General features: G+C 68.7%; 24 protein-coding genes and 2 tRNA genes. 10 read left to right on the forward strand and 16 right to left on the reverse strand.

Annotation, left to right across the window (positions count from 1 at the left end):
• Both ACWDTS_RS06155 and ACWDTS_RS06160 read right to left on the reverse strand, forming a co-directional pair.
• Positions 1 to 1,468: AAA family ATPase (locus ACWDTS_RS06155; RefSeq protein WP_450117809.1), on the reverse strand; the 1,468-nt coding region annotated here is incomplete at its 3' end.
• A gap of 285 nt (positions 1,469 to 1,753) precedes the next feature.
• Positions 1,754 to 1,948: a helix-turn-helix transcriptional regulator gene (locus ACWDTS_RS06160; protein ID WP_450117810.1), complete on the reverse strand. Its 195-nt coding sequence runs from the start codon at positions 1,946 to 1,948 to the stop codon at positions 1,754 to 1,756.
• 113 nt (positions 1,949 to 2,061) lie between these two features.
• On the opposite strand from ACWDTS_RS06160, the gene ACWDTS_RS06165 reads away from it, so the two are divergent.
• Both ACWDTS_RS06165 and ACWDTS_RS06170 read left to right on the forward strand, forming a co-directional pair.
• Positions 2,062 to 2,637 (forward strand): hypothetical protein, encoded by a 576-nt coding sequence (locus tag ACWDTS_RS06165; RefSeq protein WP_450117811.1) that lies wholly within the window; start codon positions 2,062 to 2,064, stop codon positions 2,635 to 2,637.
• Positions 2,624 to 3,799, forward strand: coding sequence for a site-specific integrase (locus ACWDTS_RS06170; protein WP_450117812.1), 1,176 nt, complete (start codon positions 2,624 to 2,626; stop codon positions 3,797 to 3,799). Before ACWDTS_RS06165 ends, ACWDTS_RS06170 begins: the two co-directional genes overlap by 14 nt.
• Positions 3,800 to 3,843: 44 nt before the next feature.
• On the opposite strand, the gene ACWDTS_RS06175 is transcribed toward ACWDTS_RS06170, so the two are convergent.
• Positions 3,844 to 3,917 (reverse strand) — tRNA-Ile (locus tag ACWDTS_RS06175).
• 199 nt (positions 3,918 to 4,116) lie between these two features.
• Here ACWDTS_RS06175 and ACWDTS_RS06180 point away from each other — a divergent pair.
• Positions 4,117 to 4,878, forward strand: coding sequence for an SDR family NAD(P)-dependent oxidoreductase (locus tag ACWDTS_RS06180; RefSeq protein ID WP_197253599.1), 762 nt, complete (start codon positions 4,117 to 4,119; stop codon positions 4,876 to 4,878).
• 61 nt (positions 4,879 to 4,939) lie between these two features.
• Here the strand turns inward: ACWDTS_RS06180 and ACWDTS_RS06185 are convergent.
• Positions 4,940 to 5,012: transfer RNA gene (locus ACWDTS_RS06185), tRNA-Asn, on the reverse strand.
• A 151-nt stretch (positions 5,013 to 5,163) separates the two neighbouring features.
• On the opposite strand from ACWDTS_RS06185, the gene ACWDTS_RS06190 reads away from it, so the two are divergent.
• Complete coding sequence (locus ACWDTS_RS06190; protein ID WP_197253597.1) at positions 5,164 to 5,409, forward strand: hypothetical protein; 246 nt, start codon at positions 5,164 to 5,166, stop codon at positions 5,407 to 5,409.
• A 4-nt stretch (positions 5,410 to 5,413) separates the two neighbouring features.
• Here the strand turns inward: ACWDTS_RS06190 and dnaG are convergent, their stop codons facing one another.
• The 3 genes from dnaG to ACWDTS_RS06205 are packed head-to-tail and all read right to left on the reverse strand — an operon-like array spanning position 5,414 to position 9,344.
• Positions 5,414 to 7,327 (reverse strand): DNA primase, encoded by a 1,914-nt coding sequence (dnaG, locus tag ACWDTS_RS06195; RefSeq protein ID WP_450108073.1) that lies wholly within the window; start codon positions 7,325 to 7,327, stop codon positions 5,414 to 5,416.
• Positions 7,328 to 7,354: 27 nt separating this feature from the next.
• The gene (locus tag ACWDTS_RS06200; protein ID WP_248676726.1) at positions 7,355 to 8,626 is read right to left on the reverse strand and encodes a deoxyguanosinetriphosphate triphosphohydrolase; all 1,272 of its coding nucleotides are present in this window, start codon (positions 8,624 to 8,626) and stop codon (positions 7,355 to 7,357) included.
• 25 nt (positions 8,627 to 8,651) lie between these two features.
• Entirely contained in the window at positions 8,652 to 9,344 is a 693-nt protein-coding gene (locus tag ACWDTS_RS06205; protein ID WP_374068734.1) for a YdcF family protein, read from the reverse strand.
• Positions 9,345 to 9,437: 93 nt separating this feature from the next.
• Here ACWDTS_RS06205 and ACWDTS_RS06210 point away from each other — a divergent pair, with 93 nt between their 5' ends.
• Together ACWDTS_RS06210 and ACWDTS_RS06215 are read left to right on the forward strand one after the other, a co-directional pair.
• Entirely contained in the window at positions 9,438 to 11,468 is a 2,031-nt protein-coding gene (locus ACWDTS_RS06210) for a TPM domain-containing protein (RefSeq protein ID WP_450117813.1), read from the forward strand.
• Positions 11,469 to 11,539: 71 nt separating this feature from the next.
• Entirely contained in the window at positions 11,540 to 12,871 is a 1,332-nt protein-coding gene (locus tag ACWDTS_RS06215; RefSeq protein WP_450117814.1) for a cytochrome P450, read from the forward strand.
• Here ACWDTS_RS06215 and ACWDTS_RS06220 read toward each other — a convergent pair.
• Positions 12,868 to 13,440 carry an ester cyclase gene (locus ACWDTS_RS06220; RefSeq protein WP_450117815.1) on the reverse strand — a complete coding sequence of 191 codons (573 nt, stop codon included), beginning with the start codon at positions 13,438 to 13,440 and terminating at the stop codon, positions 12,868 to 12,870. The two genes, ACWDTS_RS06215 and ACWDTS_RS06220, sit on opposite strands and share 4 nt — an antisense overlap.
• A gap of 149 nt (positions 13,441 to 13,589) precedes the next feature.
• The gene (locus ACWDTS_RS06225; RefSeq protein ID WP_248676686.1) at positions 13,590 to 14,981 is read right to left on the reverse strand and encodes a glycine--tRNA ligase; all 1,392 of its coding nucleotides are present in this window, start codon (positions 14,979 to 14,981) and stop codon (positions 13,590 to 13,592) included.
• Positions 14,982 to 15,156: 175 nt separating this feature from the next.
• On the opposite strand from ACWDTS_RS06225, the gene ACWDTS_RS06230 reads away from it, so the two are divergent.
• Both ACWDTS_RS06230 and ACWDTS_RS06235 read left to right on the forward strand, forming a co-directional pair.
• A complete protein-coding gene (locus tag ACWDTS_RS06230; protein WP_248676688.1) occupies positions 15,157 to 15,480 on the forward strand; it encodes an ArsR/SmtB family transcription factor in 324 nt (107 codons plus the stop codon).
• Positions 15,481 to 15,487: 7 nt separating this feature from the next.
• Complete coding sequence (locus ACWDTS_RS06235; RefSeq protein WP_450108068.1) at positions 15,488 to 15,916, forward strand: Fur family transcriptional regulator; 429 nt, start codon at positions 15,488 to 15,490, stop codon at positions 15,914 to 15,916.
• Between the two features lie 22 nt (positions 15,917 to 15,938).
• Here ACWDTS_RS06235 and ACWDTS_RS06240 read toward each other — a convergent pair whose 3' ends face one another.
• From ACWDTS_RS06240 to recO, 4 genes are read right to left on the reverse strand one after another with little or no spacing between them, the layout of a single operon-like run.
• On the reverse strand, positions 15,939 to 16,553 hold the full coding sequence (locus ACWDTS_RS06240; RefSeq protein WP_450108067.1) for a T3SS (YopN, CesT) and YbjN peptide-binding chaperone 1: 615 nt from the start codon (positions 16,551 to 16,553) through the stop codon (positions 15,939 to 15,941).
• Positions 16,550 to 16,972 (reverse strand): hypothetical protein, encoded by a 423-nt coding sequence (locus tag ACWDTS_RS06245; protein ID WP_197252152.1) that lies wholly within the window; start codon positions 16,970 to 16,972, stop codon positions 16,550 to 16,552. Before ACWDTS_RS06245 ends, ACWDTS_RS06240 begins: the two co-directional genes overlap by 4 nt.
• Positions 16,969 to 17,775: an isoprenyl transferase gene (locus tag ACWDTS_RS06250; protein WP_197252153.1), complete on the reverse strand. Its 807-nt coding sequence runs from the start codon at positions 17,773 to 17,775 to the stop codon at positions 16,969 to 16,971. The genes ACWDTS_RS06245 and ACWDTS_RS06250 overlap by 4 nt, the downstream gene beginning before the upstream one ends.
• Positions 17,732 to 18,601, reverse strand: a complete 870-nt coding sequence (gene recO, locus ACWDTS_RS06255; RefSeq protein WP_450108066.1) for a DNA repair protein RecO — start codon at positions 18,599 to 18,601, stop codon at positions 17,732 to 17,734. The genes ACWDTS_RS06250 and recO overlap by 44 nt, the downstream gene beginning before the upstream one ends.
• A 142-nt stretch (positions 18,602 to 18,743) precedes the next feature.
• Between recO and ACWDTS_RS06260 the strand changes: the two genes are divergently transcribed.
• Both ACWDTS_RS06260 and ACWDTS_RS06265 read left to right on the forward strand, forming a co-directional pair.
• Positions 18,744 to 20,162 (forward strand): amidase, encoded by a 1,419-nt coding sequence (locus ACWDTS_RS06260; RefSeq protein ID WP_450117816.1) that lies wholly within the window; start codon positions 18,744 to 18,746, stop codon positions 20,160 to 20,162.
• 2 nt (positions 20,163 to 20,164) lie between these two features.
• Complete coding sequence (locus tag ACWDTS_RS06265) at positions 20,165 to 20,743, forward strand: TetR/AcrR family transcriptional regulator (RefSeq protein WP_450108064.1); 579 nt, start codon at positions 20,165 to 20,167, stop codon at positions 20,741 to 20,743.
• A 4-nt stretch (positions 20,744 to 20,747) separates the two neighbouring features.
• On the opposite strand, the gene ACWDTS_RS06270 is transcribed toward ACWDTS_RS06265, so the two are convergent.
• The 3 genes from ACWDTS_RS06270 to ACWDTS_RS06280 form a co-directional block, all read right to left on the reverse strand.
• The gene (locus tag ACWDTS_RS06270) at positions 20,748 to 22,175 is read right to left on the reverse strand and encodes a wax ester/triacylglycerol synthase domain-containing protein (RefSeq protein WP_450117817.1); all 1,428 of its coding nucleotides are present in this window, start codon (positions 22,173 to 22,175) and stop codon (positions 20,748 to 20,750) included.
• 132 nt (positions 22,176 to 22,307) lie between these two features.
• Positions 22,308 to 23,225, reverse strand: a complete 918-nt coding sequence (gene era, locus ACWDTS_RS06275; RefSeq protein WP_450117818.1) for a GTPase Era — start codon at positions 23,223 to 23,225, stop codon at positions 22,308 to 22,310.
• A gap of 19 nt (positions 23,226 to 23,244) precedes the next feature.
• Positions 23,245 to 24,552, reverse strand: a complete 1,308-nt coding sequence (locus ACWDTS_RS06280; protein ID WP_450108062.1) for a hemolysin family protein — start codon at positions 24,550 to 24,552, stop codon at positions 23,245 to 23,247.
• Positions 24,553 to 24,558 lie beyond the last annotated feature (6 nt).

Genomic DNA, 24,558 nt, shown 5'->3' on the forward strand with positions numbered 1-24,558 from the left:
CATCACGGCTGGTCTCCCCCAGCCACCGGAGGACTCCCACCTCCGTATCGCCGTCTTCGGTCGCGACTGTCGCTGACACGATTTCTCCTTCCAACGACCGCACTCGCGGCGCCAGGTTGGCCTTGGTGTTGGTGACGATGAGGCGCCCGGAATCGCTGTCCTGCGCGATCGAAAGGACCGACCTTGCTACCTGCGACCACGCGATCGAGCCGAGGATCAGCTTGCCCGTATCCGCGCCGTCTCGCTTGCCGAAGTGGCAGAGGCCGAAGACCACGCACCCCTGTCGAGCAGCGAGCTGGGCGAGAGGTTCCAAGTATTGCCGGACGGCCCGGTCGTCCCTACCGGACAACTCCGAGGCCATCGATGAGGTTGCTGCGTCGAGAACCACGAACGCGACGTGCTCCGCCGCGATGATCCGTTCGAGCGCGAGATTGTCGAGCGGGAGAACGAGTGTGCCGGCATCGGTATGCGCGGTCTCCACGTCCACGAACAGGACGCGGGCCATATCGGCGCCCGCTGCCTTGAGACGCGGTGCGACCGTGAACTCCCGCGAGTCCTCGGAGTGGACGTACAGGACGTTTCGAGGTGTCCCGTACAGCTCGCCTTCGAGGGTGCCGCGGGTAATCTGCGCGCACAGAGCAGCGGCGATCGTCGACTTGCCGAGACCCTCCCTACCGGCAAGAAGCGTCAGCGAACCGGCAGGAATCCAGTCCTCCATCACCCAGCGCACGCGCTGAAGCTTCACGTCCGAGCCGCGGGTGACCTTCAGTCGCCGACCCGTCTTGCCTCCGAGGTCGATCGGCACGAACTCGTCGAGACCATGACCCGCCGTGATGTGATCTGCCGCGTCTTTGCCGGTCGCCGCCTGAACAATCGCCACGCCCGCAGCGATCGACTCAACGACCTCATACACCTGCAGAGCATGCTTGCGGCCGGGCTCGTCGTCGTCAGCGACGATCACCACGGTGTGGCCGGCCAGTGGGGACCAATCGAACAGGCCGGCCTTCCCAGCCCCCATCGCCGGGGACACCGCAGCGGCACCGACGGATTCCATTGCCAACACGTCTTTTTCACCCTCGACCACGTAGACCGGGTCGCCGGTTCGGTGGTCGTCGAGACGCTCAGCTCGGAACAGGTCGCGGCCCTTGGTGTTTCCGGATTGGCTGAATCGTTTACGTCCTCGGTCGTCGTAGCTGCGGAAGACAGTGCGGCCGTCCCGGTATGTGTAGGAAGTACCCGCAGGGTTGTCGAATAGGTCGGACAGGGTCAGACCCAATGCATCCAGAACGGCTGCCTTGTCGTCGGCGTGCGAGTTCATGAGCACCTGGCCCGCAATCTGCCGGAAGGTCACTGACCTGTCGGCGGCCGAGTGTCCGGGGGCCTGCGCTGCAGCGGTGTTATCGGGACCGTCTCGCCACACCAGGCCGTGTTCGTGCCAGCGATCCCGGAGTCGGTCGAGCGCGGTCATGGTGGAGCCGGACGATCTGCGATTCGTGTGCATATCCACGTCTTTCGGGCACCCCCGAAGAGCCGGCACCGATCGGATACCGGCCCCTCGGGGTGGTGGTCATTGAAGCTGCGGGCAGCCGACTTTCATCACTGGATCAGCCGCCGGCCGAGCTGGTTCAGCGAGTACATCGCAGGTACCGTCATGGTTGACCTGCCTTTCTGGTGATCGGTTCGGTTCGATGCGCCGTCGGCGGGACTCGGAGCTCCAACTCCCCCGTCGGCGGCGATGTTCGTGGCGTGGTCCTCAATGGGAGCCGCCGGCGAACTGCTCGTTCTCCCAGGCCACGCAATCGCTGAGCTTGTAACGCGCGTGCCGGCCGATTCGCGCGAACCGCGGACCTCTCCCCTGACTCGCCCACTGCGCGAGCGTCTTCGCGGGCACCTTCAGACGGTCGGCAACTTCCTGCCGGGTGAGCCACCTGTCGTCACTTGTCTGCATCTCAACTCCTCGTTGGGACTATTCGCGAACTGTCCCAATCAGAAGTAGCACGATGAGAATCAAGGAACAAGACCCTCTGTCGAGACTGTTCGCGATATGTCACACTGGGCGCCATGCCGAGCTTCACGACAACAAACGGTCCACTCCCCGAGAACTCCGGATGGTCCCTGTACGGCGGCCGCCTGTTCGCCCAGGTGCCTGCGCGAATCACCGCAACCTCGACCGACGACGACGTCGAGCCCGTCGAACACCACGTCGAGTTGGAGATCGACGTGGTCGACGGACGCCTCGCCTGCACCGAACTTCGCGCCGTCAGAACGGAGGACGGTCCGCCGATCACCTCGGACCATCTGCGCCGAATTCCGGTCGGCAGCTGGGTCGAGTTGGCCGCCGAGAAGCTTCGAGTCGTACAAGCCATCGAAGATGATCCGGATGGAAAGTCTTTTCGGTCAATCGATTTCGCCTGGCCGTCGGCGGATTTCGTCGACGATGGCCCGACCGAGGAAGCACTCGAATCAATTTCGCAGATCTTCGCGTTCTGCATGGCGACAGGACGAAAGCCGATTGCTGTGCTGACGCGCGAATACGGCCTCACCAAGCAGACGGCTTCCCGCTGGATCGCGACCGCGAAACGCCGCGGGATTCTCGTCGAGGAACATCGGAAGGTAGAAGGCGATGGCGCCGGGTAGGCCCCCGCTGCGTATCGGACAGCACGGCAAGATCACGCGCAAGGATCTCGGCCGTGGAGTCTGGCTCGCACGATGCAGGTTCCGTGACGACGACGGCGTCGTGCGCATCGTCGAGCGCCGCACCCCTCCCGGTCAACGCGACCAGTACGGCAAGCTCGCTGAGAACGAACTGCTCGAACACCTCGATTCACGACGTACGCCCAGTGAGGACGAGATAACCGGCGCGACGACGATCGCGATGCTGGTTCGGACCTACCTTGCGCGCCTCGAGGAGGAAGGCCGAGCAGCCTCGACGATCGACACCTACAAGTTCGCGGCAGGGAAGCTCGAAGGCAAGCTCGGTGGCGTCCGGGTGGGCGAAGCCACCGCTCGCCGCGTGGACACCGCGATTCGGGCGATGAGCAAGGCGCACGGGCCGACGATGGCCCGACAGGCCAAGACGATTCTGCGTGGCGCGCTGGGCCTCGCAGTCCTTGCGGGCGCACTCGACAGCAATCCTGTTCGAGACGTCTCCCCGATCAAGTCCAAGACGCCACCGTCCGGCGCTCGCGCACTCACCGCCGACGAGCTCCGCGCACTACTGGTCGCGCTCGGCGAATCCGTGTACTGCAAGGCGAATGATCTCGTCGACCCGATCACATTCCTCATCGCAACCGGCCTCCGTCGCTCGGAACTGCTCGCGCTTCGCTGGACAGACGTCGACGAAGAAGCCGGAACGGTCACGGTGACCGGCAAGGTGGTGCGCGCGAAGAGCGTCGGCCTGCAGCGCGTGGAGGCCGCGAAGACCGCCGCCGGGCTACGAACCATCCCACTGCCGATGTTCGCGATGGAGATGCTCGAGCGTCGCGCAGCTCAGCCGCAACGAGGATCGCTGGGGCTGATCTTCCCGTCGACAGCCGGCACATTGCGCGATCCGAACAACTTCGGCAAGCAGTGGCGGAAGGTCCGCGACGATCTCGGAGTCGAGGACACCACGACCCACAGCTTCCGGAAGTCCGTCGCCACCCTGATCGATGAGGAGGGCCTGTCGCCCCGTGTCGGAGCCGATCATCTCGGACATCGACACGTCTCCATGACCATGGATCGGTACATGTCGCGGGGCCGAACACACTCGGCGGTGGCCCAGTTGTTGGACCGCGTCGTGGCTGAAAAAGATGAATAAGCGATGGATCGGCCCATCGAAGTGGACCGAAACACCCTCTGACGTGGGGCGGGCGGGGCTCGAACCCGCGACCAATGGATTATGAGTCCACGGCTCTAACCGACTGAGCTACCGCCCCATCACGGCCGTCTCCGGCTGCGCGCCCAGAATGCTACCCGTCTTCGCGGGGAGGTTCGCACACCGGGTCACCGATGGCTCGCAACGAGATCCGCGGGCACTCCTCGCCACTTCAGAACCTCGGTCGGGAAATAAAGAATGATATTCTCGCCACTGAAATCATTGTTTCCAGCGATATTCCCGCAGACGAGAGGCGTGCGATGGAGGGATTGAAAGACAAGGTCGTCCTGGTGGCAGGCGCCGCGACCGGGCTGGGCGCCGACTCCGCCGCCCGACTGGCCCGGGAGGGCGCAAAGGTCGTCGTGGGCGACCTGGACGGCGCCGGGGCCGAGAAGACCGCCGCTGCCATCGGCGAGGCGGGCGGCGCCGCGACCGCAGTCCAGTTCGACATCTCTGTCGACGAGTCGGTGCGGGCGCTCGTCGACGCCGCGATCGACACCTACGGAAAGCTCGACGCGGTCCACATCAACGCGGGCGACATGGGCTCGGTGTCGAAGGACACCGACGTCGTCGACATCGACCTGGACATCTGGGATCGCATGATCGCCGTGAACCTGCGCGGCCACATGCTCGTCACCCGGCACACGGTTCCCCACCTGCTCGCGGCCGGTGGCGGCGCGATCGTCTACACGTCGTCGATCGCGTCGTTCACCGGCGATCCGCAGCGGCCCGCATACGCCGCGACCAAGGCCGGGATCAACGCCCTCACACGGCACGTCGCCTCGCGCTGGGGTCGCGAGGGCATCCGGGCGAACGCCGTCGCCCCGGGTCTGATCCTCACCGACGAGATCCGCACGGGCGCCGACCCCGACCTTCTGAAAGCCCTCATCGGCCGGTCCCGCAGCACTCGGGCCGGCGAAGCCCGCGACGTGTCGAGCATGGTCGCCTATCTGATGTCCGACGAGGGCTCGTGGATCAACGGGCAGATCGTCAACGTCGACGGCGGCACCGTTCTGCGCTGAGAGTCGCGCGAGCCCTGAAAAGAAAAAGACCCCCACCCGGATCGGGTGGGGGTCTTCTCTGCTCCCCCGGCTGGACTCGAACCAGCAACCGTTCGATTAACAGTCGAATGCTCTGCCAATTGAGCTACAGGGGATTGTCCTGCGGTGCTCCGCGGTTTTCCTCGGTGCGAGAAGAACTGTAGCGTTTCACCCTCCGCGGTACCAAATCGCCTGCATGTGGGCATGCGGCGCCCGATCGGGCAGGATGTACGCGACGCGCAGACACGGGTGGAAAGGACTCTCACATTGATCGGATTGTTGGTCGGGGTGGCGGCGGGATATGTGCTCGGAACACGAGCCGGCCGAGCCCGGTACGAACAGATCAGCAAGACCGCCAGGGCCGTGGCGGCGAGCCCCGTCACCAAGAAGGCCATCGAGGTGGGCCGTCAGAAGCTCGCCGACTCCATCAATCCGCAACCGAAGCTCGAACCGATGAAGCCGATCGACGAGCAGACCACGATCATGATTCCGCGTGATCAGCTGAAGCGATAGGAGCTCAGCCGGCCAGCCCCTCGCCGGTGGCGTCGCCGATGGCCTGGTCCAGCAGGCTACGGCGGTACTGCTCGAGCGCCACGAGATCGCCGAGCAGGGCGTGGAATTCGTCGGATTCGGTGGCCGGCGAGATGCGCTGCAACTTGGACTTGAGTTCGGCGACCTGCTCGCCCACCCAGACCTCCTGCAGCCGCGCGAGCACCCCACCGATGTAGCGCGGCATCCGCTCGTCGTCGGCGGGCAGCGGCTCGACGGCGAGCTCGCTGACCAGTGAATGCGCGACCGGGTCGGTCGCGGCCCGGCTCACGGCGTCGACCCATTCGGCGCCCCCGAGCCCGGCTCCGGTGCCCCCGGCGGCGGCGACGGCCTCACGCACGGCGGCGTAGGCGGGGTCGGTGAACGTCTCCCCCGGCAGTGAGTCGAACACGGTGCCGGCGATCCCCGGATACTGCAGCGCCGCCTTCAACGCGTCGCGTTGCGGCCACAGCGACGGGTCGTTCGGCCGCGGGCGACGCAGCACCGACGCCGGCGGCTCGGAAGTCGATGCCGCAGCCGCACGGGTCCTCGCCTCCGGCGCTCGACTACCGCGCCGCGCTTCCTCCTGCACGCGACGACGCACGGTCGGGATGTCGTCCCAGCCCACCCAGTGCGCGAGCTGCACCGAGTAGTTGTCGCGCAGCGAGCGGTCCTTGATGCGGGCGACGACCGGCACGCAGCGGCGAAGCGCCTCCACGCGACCTTCCGCGGTGTCGAGGTCGTGCTCGGCGAGAATCGACCTGACGACGAACTCGAACATCGGGGTGCGGCGGGCGACCAGATCCCGTACGGCCCCGTCGCCGCTGGCCTGGCGCAGTTCGCACGGGTCCATGCCCTTCGGCGCGATCGCCACGAACGTCTTGGCTGCGGTCTTCTGATCGCCCTCGAACGCCTTCATCGCCGCGGCCTGCCCGGCCGCGTCACCGTCGAAGGTGTAGATGATCTCGCCGCGGAAGTAGCTGTCGTCCATGAGCAGTCGCCGCAGCATCGACAGGTGTTCGTCGCCGAAGGCCGTACCACAGGACGCCACAGCGGTTTTCACACCGGCCAGGTGCATCGCCATCACGTCGGTGTAGCCCTCGACGATCACCGCCTGATGCGACTTGGCGATCTCACGTTTCGCGAGATCGAGACCGAAGAGCACCTGGGACTTCTTGTACAACACCGTTTCCGGGGTGTTGACGTACTTCGCGGCGAGGGTGTCGTCGTCGAACAGCCGCCGCGCGCCGAAGCCGATGACGTCGCCGGCGAGATTGCGGATGGGCCACAGCAGGCGGCGGTGGAAGCGGTCGATGGGACCGCGGCGGCCCTGCTTCGACAGCCCCGCCGCCTCGAGTTCGGCGAACTCGAAACCCTTCGACAGCAGGTGCTTGGTGAGCGCGTCCCACCCGGCGGGCGCGTAGCCGCAGCCGAACATCTGCGCGGCGGCAGCGTCGAAGTTGCGTTCGGTCAGGTAGTCGCGCGCTGCCTGCGCGTCCGGGGTGCGCAACTGTTCGGCGTAGAAGGCCTGTGCGGCAGCGTTCGCGGCGATCAGCCGGGCACGGGTACCGCGGTCGCGCTGGACGGACGGGCCACCGCCCTCGTAGTTGATGGTGTAGCCGACCCGTTCGGCGCACTGCTCGACCGCTTCGACGAAGCTGATGTGCTCGATCTTCTGCAGGAACGAGTAGACGTCGCCGCCCTCGCCGCAACCGAAGCAGTGGAAATGGCCGTGGTTGGGCCGGACGTGGAACGACGGGGACTTCTCGTCGTGGAACGGGCACAGGCCCTTCATCGAGTCGGCACCGCCGCGTTTGAGCGCGACATAGTCGCCGACGACGTCCTCGATGCGAATGCGGTCGCGGATGGCCGCGATGTCTCTGTCGGAAATTCGGCCGGCCACGGGACGAGTCTAAGCGCTCGCCGACCGCTACCCCCAGCCCGCCTGCGCGGCCAGACTGTCCTTGTCGATCCGCTCCAGCCGGGACTCGGTGCACGAGGCGATCTGGTCGACGACGACCCGCACGCGCGCCGCGTCGTCCTTCGCGTCCTCCCATGCCGGGACGAACAGCGGATCGAGACCGACGGGGGCGGTGCGCAGCAACCATTCGGCGACCCGGTGGATGCGTTCACGCTGGCGTTCCTGGCGCTTGCGGTGCGCCCCGTCGGACATGACGAACTGCAGTGCCATGGTCTTGAGCAGCGCGACCTCGGCGGCGACGAGCGGCGGCACCACGAGGTCCGCGGCGTAGCGGCTGACCGGTTCCCCGCCCGTGACCTCGCGGGTGCCGCTGATCGCGGCGGTGGCGTAGCGGCCGACGAGTTCGCTGGTGAGTCTCTTCAGCGCAACCGAACTGGCGAGAGTGCCGTCGTAGACGCCGACGCCGAGGATCACCGGCATCCGGGACAACCGCTCGGCGGCCTCGACCAATTCGTCCGGGACCAGGTCGGAGAACTCGCGCATGCCGACGTCGACGAGTCCCTGCACGGACGCCGGGTCGGACAGCACCCGCAGGTCGATGCGGCCGTCGATGACACCGTCCTCGACGTCGTGCACCGAATAGGCGACGTCGTCGGACCAGTCCATGATCTGCGCCTCGAGGCACTTCTTCCGGTCCGGTGCGCCCTTCCGGATCCACGCGAGGACCTCGGCGTCGTCGTCGTACGCACCGAACTTCGCGCCGGGCCGGGGGCGGGTCCACGGATACTTCAGGGTCGCGTCGAGGGTCGCGCGGGTGAGGTTCAGCCCGGCGCTGTGCCCGTCCGGGTACAGGATCTTCGGTTCCAGGCTGGTCAGGATGCGCAGGTTCTGCGCGTTCCCCTCGAAGCCGCCGCAGCTCGCCGCGACCTCGTCGAGGGCCCGTTCACCGTTGTGCCCGTACGGCGGGTGCCCGATGTCGTGGGCGAGACCGGCGAGATCGACCAGGTCGGGGTCGGCACCGAGTCCCTCCGCGATGCTCCGGCCGATCTGCGCGACCTCCATCGAGTGGGTCAGCCGTGTGCGCGGGGTGTCGCCGTCGCGGGGCCCGACGACCTGCGTCTTGTCTGCCAGCCGGCGCAGCGCGGCGCAGTGCTGGACACGCGCGCGGTCCCGCGCGAACGGGGTGCGTTCGGCGGCCGCGGCCTCCGCACCGGCGATTCCCGACCGTTTGGGGGCCTCGACGACGCGGCGCTCGAGTTCGTGTTCGGTGTAGCCCTGCATCCACCCTCCTCAGCTGCGCCGGAACTCACTGCGCGGCGGTGTAGGGAAAGTCCGCCGAGCCGTGCGTCAACTGGTACCAGACCAGGGCTCCGGTTTCCCGGGCGATGCCGTGGATCTGCGATTCGCGGGTGAACACCGCCGGTCCCGTCCGGGTCGGGGCGGTCCACGCCTCGAGCCCGGCGTCGCGCGCCATGGTGCGGGTCCGCAGCGAATGCCACGGATCGCTGACCAGCACCGCCGACGACATGCCCCGCTCGTGCATCTCCCGGCTGACCGCCTCGACGCTGAGCAGCGTGTCGGTGCCTTCCTCGACCGCGAGGATCGCCTCGCCCGGCACCCCGCGCGACATCAGATAGTTCTTGCCGGCCGCGGCCTCGGTGTAGAGGTCGCCTTCCTGCTTGCCGCCGACGGTCACGACCGTGTCGGACACCCCGTTCTCGTACAGCTGCACGGCCTGTTCGAGCCGGGCTTCGAACACCGACGACGGTGTCCCCGAGTACTGGGCGGCACCGAGGACGACGATCGCGTCGGCGTGGCTCCAGTCGTCGATCCGGGCGACCTGCCAGACCCGCACCGCGGTGCCGGCGACGACCGCGATCGCGGCAAGGATCACGCCGACCACGATCCGCCGGGTCCACCGTGCGAAACCCGCACCGACGCCGCGACGCTGCGAGGCGGGCGGCGGGTTCGGCCGGGATCGGCGGGCTGCGGTACTCACCCCACGATTCTGCCAGCGCCCGCGCCGGGTTCGGCCGACGACGCGCCACGCACGCGCACGCGCACCGCTCCCGCGACCGTTAGATTCGACGCCATGCCCGTGTACTCGTCCGCTGCCGCTGCGGCACCCACCCGACCGGTCCCCCGCCCGATCCTCGCGGCTGTGCCCGCTGTGCTGGCACTGCTGGTGCTGTTGTTGTGGCCCGGGGCGGCGTCCGCCGACACCCCGCTGCGCCTGCCCGGGCAGATCACCGACTCCTCCGGCGTGCTGGACGCGAACGCGAAGGCCGAGGTCCAGTCGGCACTGGACCGGTTGTACGGCGAGCACCAGGTGCAGTTGTGGGTCGCGTACGTACCGAGCTTCTCCGGGATGTCCGGCGCCGACTGGACCGAGGCCACGGCGAAGGCGAGCGGATTCGGGCCGAAGACGGCGCTGTTGGCCGTCGCCACCACCGACCGCGATTACAGCTTCTGGGTGTCGAACGACGTGACCGACGTCTCCGACGCGGAGGTCGAGTCGATCGCCACGAACCAGGTGCGGCCGCAACTGGTGGAGGAGGACTGGGCCGGTGCCGCCATCGCCGCGGCCGAGGGCCTGGACGACGCTCTCTCCCCTGCGTCGATGACGCCGCTGATCGTCGGTGGCGGTGTCGTCGTAGCCGGAGCGGGGGGCGTCTACCTGTACACACGGCGGTCGAAGCGCAAGCGTGCCGAGGCCGGTGCCCAGGCCGCGGCCGGGATCGACCCGACCGACACCGCCGCTCTGGCGGCACTGCCGCTCGACGTCCTCGACGCCCGCGCGAAGGACATCCTCGTCGACACCGACAACGCAGTGCGCACCAGCGCCGAGGAACTCGAACTGGCGCGCGGCGAGTTCGGCGAGCAGGCCGTCGCCCCGTTCGCGACGGCCTTCGCCCAGGCCCAGGCCGCGCTCGCGAAAGCCTTCGAGATCCGGCAGCGCCTCGACGACGCGATTCCCGAGACCCCGCAGCAACGCCGCGACATGCTCGTCGATCTGATCTCCACGTGCGGGCGCGCCGGACGCGAACTCGACGCGCGGGTCACCGAATTCGACGGGATGCGTGATCTGCTGCTCGACGCCCCGGCCCGACTCGACGCGCTCACCCAGCAGGTCGTGACCCTCACCGCGCGGGTGCCCGCGTCCGAGGCGGTGCTGACCGCGCTGCGCGCCGAGTTCCCCGCCGAGACGCTCGCGCCGGTCGCGCAGAACACCGCGCTCGCGCGTGAGCAGCTCGCGTTCGCCGAGAAGTCCATCGCCGACGGTCGCGACGCTGTCGCGTTGCCGGTCGGGAAGCAGGGTCCGGCGGTCGGTGCGATCCGGGCGGCCGAGGGCGCGCTGACGCAGGCGTCGACGCTGCTCGACGGTGTCGATCACGCGGAGGCCGACATCCGGCACGCGATGGCGACGCTGCCCGCGGCGATCGCGGACCTGGAGCAGGGTGTCGCCGCCGCCGAACAGCTCGCGGCGAGCGGCGGTGCGGACCTGGCGAAGGCGAAGGCCGCGGCGACCGAGGCTCTCGCCCACGCGCGTGCCGCGCAGGCGTCCGACCCCCTGGGCAGTTTCACCCGCGTCGCCGAGGCCGACGCCACGCTCGACGCGGTGCTCGCCCGCACCCGCGAGGCGCAGGAACAGGCCGAGCGCACCCGGCAGAAGCTGCAGCAGGATCTGACGGCCGCGCAATCGCAGGTCACGTCCGCGGCCGACTTCATCGGCACGCGGCGCGGCGCGGTCGGCGCCGAGGCCCGCACCCGGCTGTCGGAGGCACAACGGCACCTGCAGGCGGCGCAGCAGCTCGCCTCGACCGATACGGCGCAGGCGTTGCAGCACGCGCAGGCCGCGACACAGCTGGGCGCGAAGGCGTTGTGGGCCGCGCAGAGCGACGTGCGGCAGTGGGAGCAGCGTCAGCAGCCGCGCAGCTCGGGCAACGACATGACCGGCGCGATCCTCGGCGGCATCCTGATCGACAGCATCCTGCGCGGCGGGGGCGGGGGCGGCCACTCGCGGCGCGGCGGCTACCGCGGGGGCGGCGGTCGCGGACCCGGTTCGTTCGGCGGGCCCAGCAGCTCGGGCCGCATCGGCCGCAGCAGCGGCGGACGTTTCTGACCGAAGTCAGCGAATCCGGTTCCCGTCGGCGACGGCACTGCTAGCCTTCTGCCCATCGCCGACGGGGGGCTGTGGTCGTGACGAACACCGAGCAGGGGAAGAAGCGGTTCCATTTCGATCGGCACGCGCCGGAGTACCGCGACCGGTTCGAAGCGATCACCAAGGAGATGCAGGCGCACTGTCCCCTGGCGTGGACCGACACCCACGGCGGGCACTGGGTCGCCGCGGGCGCCGAGGAGGTCTTCCACCTGGCGCGGTCGCAGGTCGTCTCCAACGACAACGACGTGAACGGGGTCCGGCGCGGCTATGTGGGTATCACGATCCCGCACGCGGAGAACCCGATCCGCTCGGGCATCCTCGAGATGGATCCACCCGAACACCAGGCGTACCGGCAGATCCTCAACCCGTATCTGTCACCGGCTGCGGTCGCGCGCTGGATCCCGTTCGTCGACGAGGTCACCCACGCGTGCATGGACGAGAAGATCGCGAGCGGGCACATCGATTTCGTCGACGACCTCGCGAACATCGTTCCGGCCGTGCTGACCTTGGCGATGCTGGGGATTCCGCTGCACAAGTGGGAGGTCTACAGCGAACCCGCCCACGCGGCGCTGTACACGCCGCCGGATTCGCCGGATCGCGACCGGGTCCTCGAACTGCACCGGGCGATGGGCACGGATCTGTTCGCCACGATCCTCGAGGTGCGGGAGTCGCCGCGGCCGGGGCTGGTCGACGCACTCGTCCGCGCCGAGGTCGACGGGCAGACGCCGCCGGACATCGAGATCCTCGGGATGCTGAACCTGTTGATCGGCGGCGGATTCGACACGACGACGGCCCTGACCGCCCATGCGTTCGAGTGGCTTTCGGAGCATCCGGATGAACGTGCCCGTCTCGACCGCGAGCGCGGCACCCTGCTCGATTCGGCGACCGAGGAGTTCCTGCGGTATTTCACACCGACCCCGGGAGACGGCCGAACCATCTGCGCCGACTACGAATACGCCGGTGTCGACCTCCGCGAAGGTGAGCGACTGTGGCTGTCGTGGGCGATGGCCAATCGCGACCCGTCGCTGTTCGAAGATCCCGACACCGTCGACCTCGAACGGAAAGGTAACCGGCACTTCAGTTTCGGGCTGGGCATCCACCGATGCATCGGATCGAACGTGGCCCGCACGGTGTTCAAGCGGATGCTTCTGGCCGTCCTCGATCGGATTCCCGACTTCCGTTGCGCTGCAGACGAGGCCGTGCACTACGAGACGATCGGCATCATCCAGGGGATGCGGCATCTCCCGGCTACCTTCACACCCGGCCCGAGGCTCGGCCCCGGCCTCGACGCGACACTCGCGCGGCTCCAGACCGTGTGCGAGGGACAGGGTCTCGCCGAACCGGTGGTTGCTCGGGGCCGCTAACGGCGACGCGCGAGACGCGCTATCCGCGTAGCGGCATTGAAGATTGCCTTCGTCACGCGATCCGGAATCGATCCGTCGGGCGGCAACATCTTGATCTGGCGGGCGAACTCCATCTGGTCGTAGCGCACCGTGTTGGTGACGACCTTGCCGCCTGCGAGGACGAAGTGGTCGAAACCCTCGAGCTCGACGTGCCGCCCGGTACCGGCGACCCCGAAGAGGGTGCCGGTGTGGCGGCCGCTCAGACGCCAGTGGACCAGGACGTCGTCACCGGACTCGGCGATCGCCGAGATCTCCATGGCGAAGTCGGTCACCGCGGAGTAGACGCGGTCGAAGTAGGCGCCGATCTCGGTGGCACCGCGACACGACCCGGTCGGGAAGTACACGACGGACTCGGCCGTCCAGAGACGGTTGCGCAGACTGTCGATGTCCTCGGCGTTGATTCGACCGATCGCCCATCGGACGAGATCCGCATTGGAGGCGTCCGTCGGTGGGTCGGTGACAGTCGTGGTCGGGGTACGGCTCGTGGTCGGGGTACTGCTCGTGGTCGGGGTACTACCGGTATCGGGCATCTCTGCTCCAGGCACGGTGTGCGACGAGGCGGTTGCCTCCTCAGGCTAACGCCGCACGCCGCCGCCCACGTGACGAGTCGACCATCCGGACCGGGCCGGGAGTGCGATCACCTCCCGGCCCGGCCGGCACGAAGTCCCCGCTCGGCGGGTCAGGCGCCGATCAGGCGCTGGGCGAGGTAGCCCTCGACCTGATCGAGCGCGACGCGCTCCTGCGCCATGGTGTCGCGCTCGCGGATCGTGACGGCCTGGTCCTCGAGCGTGTCGAAGTCGACGGTGATGCAGAACGGGGTACCGATCTCGTCTTGGCGACGGTAGCGGCGGCCGATGGCACCGGCGTCGTCGAACTCGACGTTCCAGTTGCGGCGCAGCTGGGCGGCGAGGTCCTTGGCCTTGGGACTCAGGTCGGCGTTGCGGCTCAGGGGCAGCACCGCGGCCTTGACCGGAGCGAGCCGGCGGTCCAGGCGCAGCACGGTGCGCTTGTCGACACCGCCCTTGGCGTTCGGAGCCTCGTCCTCGGTGTACGCGTCGACGAGGAAGGCCATCAGTGACCGGGTCAGACCCGCCGCCGGCTCGATGACGTACGGCGTGTAGCGCTCGTTCGTCGTCTGATCGAAGTAGCTCAGGTCGGTGCCCGAGTGCTTCGCGTGCGTCGCGAGGTCGAAGTCGGTGCGGTTGGCGACGCCCTCGAGCTCACCCCACTCGCTGCCCTGGAAGTGGAAGCGGTACTCGATGTCGACGGTGCGCTTCGAGTAGTGCGACAGCTTGTCCTGCGGGTGCTCGTACAGGCGCAGGTTGTCCTTGTTGATGCCCAGCCCCGTGTACCAGTCCATCCGGTAGTCGATCCAGTACTGGTGCCATTCCTCGTCCTCGCCCGGCTTGACGAAGAACTCCATCTCCATCTGCTCGAACTCGCGGGTCCGGAAGATGAAGTTGCCCGGGGTGATCTCGTTGCGGAAGCTCTTGCCGATCTGGCCGATGCCGAACGGCGGCTTCTTGCGCGAGGTGGTGAGCACGTTCGCGAAGTTCACGAAGATGCCCTGGGCGGTCTCCGGGCGCAGGTAGTGCAGGCCCTCTTCGCTTTCGATCGGGCCGAGGTACGTCTTCAGCATCATGTTGAAGTCGCGCGGCTCGGTCCACTGACCCTTGGTGCCGCAGTCCGGGCACGGAATGTCGGACATCGGCACCGAGTCGGGATCGTCGAGCTTGTTCTTCTCGGCGTAACCCTCCTGCAGGTGGTCCTGCCGGTGCCGCTTGTGACAGCTCAGGCACTCGACCAGCGGGTCGTTGAACACACCGACGTGGCCGGAGGCGACCCACACCTGGCGCGGCAGGATCACCGAGGAGTCGAGGCCGACGACGTCCTCGCGGCTGGTGACCATGTTGCGCCACCACTGCTTCTTGATGTTCTCCTTGAGCTCCACGCCGAGCGGCCCGTAGTCCCAGGCCGACTTCGTACCGCCGTAGATCTCACCGCACGGGTAGACCAGGCCCCGGCGCTTGGCGAGGTTGGCGACGGTATCGATCTTGGATTTGGGTGCCACTCGGGTTCTCTCCATCTTCGATGCGTGGTTCGCAACATACGTCGCCGGTAAGCCTATCGCTCCGCTCCTGCAGGTCGAATTCCGAGCCGGTTGACATGCACATTCGTGCATATCAAAATGGAATCGGTTTGCATTAACACTACCGCCCGTCGAAGGAGAACCGTTGAGCGTCCCCATCGACAAGCACGAGTGCCGGGACGAACACCTCACGCCTCCGTCACACCACACGCTCACGCTCGCCGGCGAACTGTTGCGCGCGCTGTCCGCGCCGGTCCGCATCGCCATCGTGCTGCAACTGCGCGAATCCGAACGCTGCGTGCACGAACTGGTCGGGGCGCTCGGCGTGACGCAACCGCTGATCAGCCAGCACCTGCGGGTGCTCAAGTCGGCCGGGGTCGTGCGCGGGGAACGGTCCGGCCGCGAAGTGCTGTACCGCCTCGCCGACGACCATCTCGCCCACATCGTCGTCGACGCCATCGCCCACGTTCAGGAAGGTTGACCTCGCCGTGACCTCTGCCCGCAAGCCCGTCGTCGGGGTCCGTTCCACCAGGCAGCGCAGCGCGATCGTGGCCCTGCTCGAGGACATCGAGGAGTTCCGGTCGGCGCAGGACCTGCACGACGCACTGCGCAAGCGCGGAGACGGCATCGGACTGACCACCGTGTACCGGACCCTCCAGTCGCTCGCGGAAGCCGGCAGCGTCGACGTGCTGCGCACCGACACCGGCGAGTCGCTGTACCGGCGCTGTTCGTCGGGCCACCATCACCACCTGGTGTGCCGCACCTGCGGATTCACCGTCGAGGTGGACGGACCGGAGGTCGAGCGCTGGTCCCACGAGATCGCCGAATCCAACGGGTTCGCCGATGTCAGCCACACCATCGAGATCTTCGGCACGTGCCGCGACTGCGCCGCTGCGGACGGCGAGCAGTCGCGCTGAGCCGGACGTATCCGGCCGAGGCTCAGCCGCAGGCGCAGTTTCCGCAGTCGCACCCGGCGTCGGCGAGCAGGTTTCCGCCGACCGCACGATCGGTTCCGGTGGCCTCGCCGTCGAACACGCACGCTTCGCCACCGAGGCGGGACGCCAGCACGCGGGCCTCCTCGACGAGCGGCACGATCGCCCCGACCGCACGGATCAGGTGCATCGGGACCAACGGCGACGCGGGGACACGCTGCTCGGCCGTCACCCGGTCCTTGTGCAGCACGAACTTGAAGTCCGGCCACTCGGACTGGAGGTCGCCGAGCACCTCGGCGGCACGGGTCCGTCCGGCGATCCTTTCGGCCAGGAACGTGCGCAGTTCCACGACGGCGTCCTCGGCGTCGACGGACGCGTAGGTGATCACATCACCGAGCCAGATCGGTAGGTCGCCGTCCTCGTCCGGTTCCGGCGCCTCGTCGAGCACGTCCGCCAGGATCCGTCGAACCGCGTCGCGCAATGCGTCGTCGTCCTCGGTGTCCACCGGCACGGCCCACAATTCCTCGAGCGACTGCGCGCCGCCCGCGGTCCCGGTGCTCACAACCTCGGCACCCGCCCGCTTCTTGTTCGCACCCTTCTTGCGCCCGTTCTTCTTGCTCACCGCTCCCCCTCGGTTCCGGCTTCGGGTTCGACGATCGCGGTGCGCGCGTCGGCCGCACCGCCGAGCACCAGCAGCAGCATCGTCGTCAGAGCCGTGTCGCCCAGTCCGGTCACCGGGAAGGAATAGCGCAGCACCACGTCGGCGTCGGTCTCCCGCTCGACCGCGTGCACCGATCCGAACTGCACCGCGTCCGCCGCGGACGCGATGCGGGCCCGCAGATCGTCGTCGAGGGCGAGGTCCCACCCGAGCACGCTCGTCAGCGACACGACGTCGAGCCCCTCGGTGAGCGTGACCACCCGCAGGGCACAGGGCACGCCCGCGTAGTCGAATCCGAACGAGTCGTCACCGTCGACCGACGGCTCGTGCAAGTCGACGAACGAGGCGAGGGCCGCGCCGATCCGATCCCGCAGTTCGTTCACTTGACTCCACCGAACCTGCGGTCACGGGAGGCGTATTCGACGCACGCGGCCCACAGGTCGCGGCGGTCGAAGTCGGGGAAGTTCTTGTCCTGGAACACGAACTCGGCGTAGGCGGCCTGCCACAACAGGAAGTTCGACGTGCGCTGCTCGCCGGACGGGCGCAAGAACAGGTCCACGTCGGGCATGTCGGGTTCGTCGAGGTACCGTTCGATCGTCGCCTCGGTGATCTTCTCGGGGTCGATCTCACCCGCCGCGACGCGTCGCGCGATCTCGCGCGCGGCGTCGGCGATCTCGGCACGTCCGCCGTAGTTGACGCACATGACCAGGGTCATCACGTCGTTGTCCTTGGTGAGTTCCTCGGCGATCTCGAGTTCCTTGATGACGCTGCGCCACAGCCGGGGCCGGCGGCCCGCCCAGCGCACCCGCACGCCCATCTCGTGCATCTCGTCGCGGCGGCGGCGGATCACGTCGCGGTTGAAGCCCATGAGAAAGCGCACCTCCTCGGGGCTGCGCTTCCAGTTCTCCGTGGAGAACGCGTACGCCGAGAGCCATTTGACACCGATCTCGATGCAGCCTTCGACGGTGTCCATGAGCACGGCCTCACCGCGTTCGTGTCCGGCGGTGCGCGGCAGTCCGCGTTCCTGCGCCCAGCGGCCGTTGCCGTCCATGACGAGCGCGACGTGCCGGGGGATCAACTCGGGCTGCAGGATCGGGGGCCGGGCACCGGACGGGTGGGGGGCCGGTGGCCGGATCGCGCGGTCAGGCGATGCTTGCGGGGCGCGTCGTCGAATCACGGTCTTCATCCTGCCTGACAGCATCGGCGTCGGGCCCCACGGCACCGGCGTCACGCCCTACAGCACCGGCGTCACGCCCTACAGCACCGGCTGCCGGACGGTCGGTGGAACGCTCGACGAGCGGTAGCGTGCGCAGCCGCCGTTCGAGGTGCCACTGCAGGTGCGCGGCGATCAGGCCGCTGGCCTGGCTGCGCACCGCCGGGTCGGCGGTCTCGGTGCCGTCCCACCGCCCGTGGTTCAGGGCGTCCATCAGGGCGAGGACACCCGGTGCCGGGGTAGCCGCGCCGGGCGGCCGGCAATGCACGCAGACCGCTCCCCCGGCGGCGACGTGGAACGCGGTGTGCGGACCGGGCCGGTCGCAGCGGGCGCAACGGCCGATCGCGGGCGCCCAACCGGCGTAGGTCATGGCTCGCAGCAGGTAGGCGTCGAGGATCAGCTCCGGTGGGCGGATCCGGTCGCACAGGGCACGCAGCGCACCGACGGTCAGCGCGTGCAGGCGCGGCGCCGGGGCACGTTCCTCGCCGGCGAGCCGCTCGGCGGTTTCGAGGATCGCGCAGGCGGTCGTGTACCGGCTGTAGTCGTCGACGATGTCGGCCGCGAAGGCGTCGAGGGTCTGTACCTGCGTGACGATGTCGAGCGAGCGGCCGGGATGCAGCTGAACGTCGATGTGCGCGAACGGTTCGAGCCGGGCACCGAACTTCGATCGGGTGCGGCGCACGCCCTTCGCGACGGCTCGCACCAGCCCGTGACGGCGAGTGAGCAGGGTGACGATGCGATCCGCCTCACCCAATTTGTGCTGGCGGAGCACCACCGCGTTGTCCCGATACAACCTCACTCCGTGAGTCTTTCATGCGGGGCGGACAGGCGAGGGGTCGTGCGCCTTTCCGGCGCCCGGGACCGCCACAAAGGCACACGGGCGGGCTTGCCCGCCCAACTGGAACGCGTTATTGTTCGTTCGAACGAACAGGGGGCGTTCGATGACCACTTCCAGGGAAGACACCCGCGCGGCCGGACTCGCCGCCGAAGCCGCCGCGCTCGCGGACGGCACCGTCACGTCGGTGCAACTGACCCGGGCCGCGCTCGAGCGGATCGAGGCCACGCAGGGCACGCTCAACGCGTTCCGGGTGGTCCGACGCGAAGCCGCGCTCGCCGAGGCCGCCGAGGCCGACCGCCGACGTGCGTGCGGCGACCGTCACCCGCTGCTCGGAGTGCCGATCGCGGTCAAGGACGACACCGACATCGCCGGCGAACCCACGGCCTTCGGCTGCGCCGGCGAATTCCCGCCCCAGGACTACGACGCCGAGGTCGTACGACGCCTGCGCGAAGCCGGGGCCGTCATCGTCGGCAAGACCCACTCGCCCGAACTGGGCCAGTGGCCGCTCACCGGCGGCATCGCGTTCGGGCACACCCGCAACCCGTGGTCGCGCGAGCACACGCCGGGCGGGTCCTCCGGAGGCAGCGCCGCCGCGGTGGCCGCCGGGCTCGTCTCGGCCGCCCTCGGCTCCGACGGCGCCGGTTCCGTCCGCATCCCCGCCGCGTGGAGCCACCTGGTCGGCATCAAACCGCAACGCGGGCGGATCTCGATGTGGCCCGACCCCGAGGCGTTCAACGGGCTGACCACCCACGGCGTCCTCGCGCGCACCGTCGTCGACGCCGCCCTGCTGTTCGACGCGGTGTCCGGCAACCACCCCGGCGACCGCCACCACGTCGATCCGGTCACCGTCACCGACGCCGTCGACCGGGACCCCGGACGTCTGCGCATCGCGCTGGCGCTGCGCACCCCGTTCACCGCGACACGCACCCACCTCACCCCCGAGGTCCGCGTCGGCGTCGATTCGATCGCCCGGGCCCTCCGCGACCTCGGCCACGAGGTCACCGTCGCCGACCCCGACTACGGCATCACGTTCGGCCTGAACTTCCTGCCCCGCTCGATGGCCGGTCTCGACGACTGGCTGCACCGGCTTCCCGACCCGTCCCTCGCCGACGTCCGCACCCGTGCCAACGCCCGCACCGGACGCCTGCTCGGCGGTGCACCGCTGCGCGCGGCACGCGCCTACGAACCGCGGTTGCGACGGCGGGTCGGCGCGATCTTCGACGGGTTCGACGTGGTCCTGGCCCCCACCACGGCGATGCCCCCGCTCCCGATCGAAGCGATCGACGACATCGGCGGCTGGCAGACCGACAAGGTCATCACCGCCGCATGCCCCTACGCGTGGCCGTGGAACGTGCTCGGCTGGCCGGGGATCAACGTGCCGGCCGGTTTCACCGACGCGGGCCTGCCCATCGGCGCCCAGCTGCTCGGTCCCGCGAACTCCGAACCGCTGCTGATTTCCCTTGCCGCCCAATTGGAGTCGTCGCTGCGCTGGCACGAGGCGATCCCGGAACGCTGGTGGTGACGGTGTCCACGTCCGTCCGCGACCGCATCGTCGCCTCGACCCTGCATCTGATCGGAACCGACGGCGTCGCCGGAGTCACCAACCGGCGCATCGCCGCGCACGCGAACGTCTCGCTCGGCTCGATCACCTACCACTTCCCGAGCCAGCCCGACCTGCTGCGGGCGGCGCTCGAGACGTTCGTCGCCGAGGAGACGACCCGGCTGCGCGAGATCGCCGAATCCCATCGCAATCAAGGTGTTTCGCTCGCCGAGGCCGCCGGACTCGCCGAACGCGTCGCCGAGGACCTCGCGTTCTCCGCCGAGCGGATCGCGCCGTTCGAGTTGTACGTCCAGGCCGGCCGCGACCCCGAACTCCGCGCCGCCGCGGACCGCTGCTGGGCGGCGTACGACGAGCTGACGGTCGCGATCCTCACCGAACTCGGGCTGCCGGATCCCGCGGCGGTCGCGCCGACCCTGGTCGCGACCGTCGCCGGACTTCAGTTGCGGCGCTTGTCGACCGGCGGTGGCAGCGACCTGTCGACGTCGGTGTTGTTGCTGCTGCAGGGCGCCGTCCTCACCGGCGGGGCTCACCCGCAGTCGTAGACCGCTACAACGCCGACGCGGTCGCGGGAACGGCCGACCACAGGCGGTCGAAGGCGCCCTCCAGCAGATGCTCGTACGCCTCGGGGTCCGGCATCACCGCCTGCTTCGTCGAGAAGGTCAGGTCGAGTGCGTCACCGAGCGTCACGACCGAGTGCATCAGGCCGACGAGCCGGTTGAGGCAGGGCACGCTGAATCCGCCCACGGCGGGACTGTCCCCGAACCGCAGGGCGTCGGCGGAGCCGCGTGGCACGTTCGACAGGCCTGTGTTCGTCGCCCCGGCACGGCCGCAGGTCGACACGACCGCCTTGCGCACGGCCCGCCACAGCGAGTACCGCATGCACAGGGACGGCACCGCGTCGAGTGACGATTCGACGGCGATCCACTCCGGTCGCCACACCCGGTCCTTCTCGCGGGCCACCGACTCGTGGATCAGATGCAGCCGCGTCAGCGGATCGGTCCGGTCGGTGTGCAGATCGACGTGCAGATCGCTGATCTTGTTCTCGGCCACCAGACCGGACCTGGCCCCGACCGAGATCGGAACATGGGCGGCCAGCGAGGCCGCCGGCGTCTCACCCCGCTCCGCGAGGTAGGTGCCCACCGCGTCCGAGACCACCGCCAGTATCACGTCGTTGACGGTCGTCCCGGTGGCATGCCCGAGGGCCCGGACGTCCCGCAGCTCGAACCGGACCCGGCCGAACAGGCGGGTGCTGTCGTCCACGACGTTGAACCGGGTGCGCGGGCGTGGGGTCCTGGGCTGGGCGATCTCACCGGAGGCGACCAGCGCACGGAGCGACCGTCGGCCCCTCATCCACCGGCGAACCGCCCCCGCGTAGCGCACGTAGTCGCCGGGCAGTTTCCGGACCGCCGCGACCGGGCCGGGAACCGGGACCGGGGTGCCGCCCCGGGATGGTTCCGCAGCCGGGTCGTCGAACAGGGCGCGCGCGATCTGCACCGCGCCCTTTCCGTCGGCTATCGAGTGGTGGACCCGCAGCACGACGACGGTCGCGTGGTCCGGGAGGGCGCCGACGCCCCGCACGTCGGACAGCACGTGGAGTTTCCAGAGGGGGCGGCCGAAGTCGAGGGGCTGTTCCGCGAGCGAGGCGAACAGCCGGTGCAGGTGGGGGCGGGTCGTGTGCCCGATCCGGCGGAAGTCGATGTGGTGATCCGGGTCGACGGCGGCCTCGACCCAGTACGGATAGCCGAGGTCCCACGGCACCCGCTGCAGGCGCCTGCGCAGCGCGGGGGTCCGGTGGGTGCGCTCGAGGATCCAGTCGACGGCCTCGGCGTGGGTCGCGATCGGCGTACTCCCCTGCCGTGTGTCGAAGACGTAGAAATGCGTCATGACGCTGGGAGTGTCTCCCCGGTTCGCGCGGTCCCCGTAGACATACACGGCGTCACGCGCCGCGAGCTCGGTTCCCGATTTCCTGCCCATGGTCTCTTCCCCCGTGAAGCGACTTCGGTCACTGATCGGTGTTCTCTCGGATGCGTCAAATTTAGTGACGCACCCGAACGACCGTACCTTCTCGGGGTTCGAGCGGGGCGGGGCGGAGCCGGACCGGGCGTGTCAGAAGCCGAGCCGCCCGAGCTGCTTGGGGTCGCGCTGCCAGTCCTTGGCGACCTTCACGTGCAGGTCGAGATAGATCTTCACGCCGAGAAGCTTCTCGATCTGCTTACGGGCCGCGGTACCGACCTCGCGCAGTCGCGCGCCGCCCTTGCCGATGACGATGCCCTTCTGGCTCGGCCGCTCCACGTACAGCAGGGCGTGCACGTCGAGCATCTCGCCCTGCTTCTCGGTGCGGCCTTCACGCTCGACCACCTCTTCGATGACGACGGCCAGCGAGTGCGGAAGTTCGTCGCCGAGGCCCTCGAGCGCGGCCTCGCGGATGAGCTCGGCCATGAGGGTTTCCTCGGGCTCGTCGGTGAGCTCGCCGTCCGGATAGAAGGCCGGGCCGGGTTCCATGTGCGAGGCGAGCACGTCGACGAGCACCTCGACCTGTTCCCCGGACGCCGCCGACACCGGCACGACGTCGGCGTCGGGACCGAGCAGCTTCGACACCGCCAGCAACTGCGCGGCGACCTGTTCCTTACCGACCTTGTCGATCTTGGTGACGACGCCGATGAGCGTCGTGCGCGGCGCGACGTTGCGCACCTGATCGAGGATCCACCGGTCACCGGGGCCGATCTTCTCGTCGGCGGGAATGCACAGGCAGATCGCGTCGACCTCCGAATAGGTATCGCGCACAAGGTCGTTGAGCCGCTGCCCGAGTAGCGTACGAGGCCGGTGCAGACCCGGAGTGTCGACGAGGATCAGCTGTGCGTGGTCGCGGTGCACGATCCCGCGGATGGTGTGCCGGGTGGTCTGCGGCCGCGACGAGGTGATGGCGATCTTGCTGCCGACCAGAGCGTTGGTGAGCGTGGACTTGCCGGTGTTCGGACGGCCCACGAAACACACGAAGCCGGAACGGAAGTCGGTGTCGGTCATGCAAGCTCCTGGGTGTGGGTCATCGTTCGGATTCCTCGGCGGTTTCGGGCTCGGGCTCGTCGGCCGGGGCGCGCTGGACGTGCACGGTGTTGATCCGCACCCGACCGCGCGCGTTCGGACCGCCTTCGCCACGCAGGATCAGCCCGCGGGTGGTGACCTCCGAACCCGGCAGCGGCACCCGGCCGAGTTCGAAGCCCAGGAGACCACCGACGGTGTCGACCTCGTCATCGTCGATTTCGATGTCGAACAGTTCACCGAGGTCCTCGACGGGCAGACGCGCGGACACCCGGTAGGTGCCGTCGCCGAGGTCCTCGACATCGGGGGTCTCGTCGGCGTCGTATTCGTCGGCGATCTCCCCGACGATCTCCTCGATGACGTCCTCGATGGTGACCAGTCCCGCGATGCCGCCGTATTCGTCGACGAGCACCGCCATGTGGTTGCGGTCGCGCTGCATCTCCGCGAGCAGGTCGTCGAGCCGTTTCGAATCCGGGACGAAGACCGCAGGCCGCATCACGTCGGCGACCTTGACGCTGCGTCCGCCGTCGCGCGAGTAGTAGGTCTGCTGGACGAGGTCCTTGAGGTAGACGACGCCACGGATGTCGTCGACGTTCTCGCCGATGACCGGGATGCGGGAGTGACCGCTGCGCACGGCGAGCGAAGTCGCCTGCCCCGCCGTCTTGTCCTCCTCGATCCACACCATCTCCGGGCGCGGCACCATCACTTCGCGGGCGGTGGTGTCGCCGAGATCGAACACCGACTGGATCATGCGGCGTTCGTCGTCGGCGACGACGCCGCGTTCCTGCGCCAGGTCGACGAGTTCGCGCAGTTCGATCTCGTTGGCGAACGGGCCGTTCCGGAAGCCGCGGCCCGGGGTGAGGGCATTGCCGATGAGGATGAGCAGCCGGCCGATCGGGCCGAACAGCACGCCGAGGAACCGCAGCGGGATCGTCGCGGCCAGTGCGATCGGATAGGCGTGCTGGCGGCCGAGCGTGCGCGGCCCGACCCCGATGACGACGTAGTCGACGAGCACCATGACCGTGGCGCTCACGACCAGCGCCCACGTGCGGTCCAGGACCTCGAGCAGTGCCCCGGCGAGCACCACCGTCGCGGTGATCTCGCACAGGATCCGAAGCAGGACCATGAGATTGACGTAGCGGGGGCGATCCTCGAGGATCTGCCTCAGCCGCTGTGCTCCCGGCCGTTCGTCCTTGGCGAGTTCGTCGACGCGCGCGGCGGAGACGGTGTTCAGCGCGGAATCGACGGCGGCGAACAGCCCGCCGAGCGGCACCAGGACGACCGCGATCGCCACGAGTGCGAGGGCGCTCATGCGTTT

The sequence above is a fragment of the Rhodococcus sp. NPDC003383 genome (assembly GCF_053589115.1).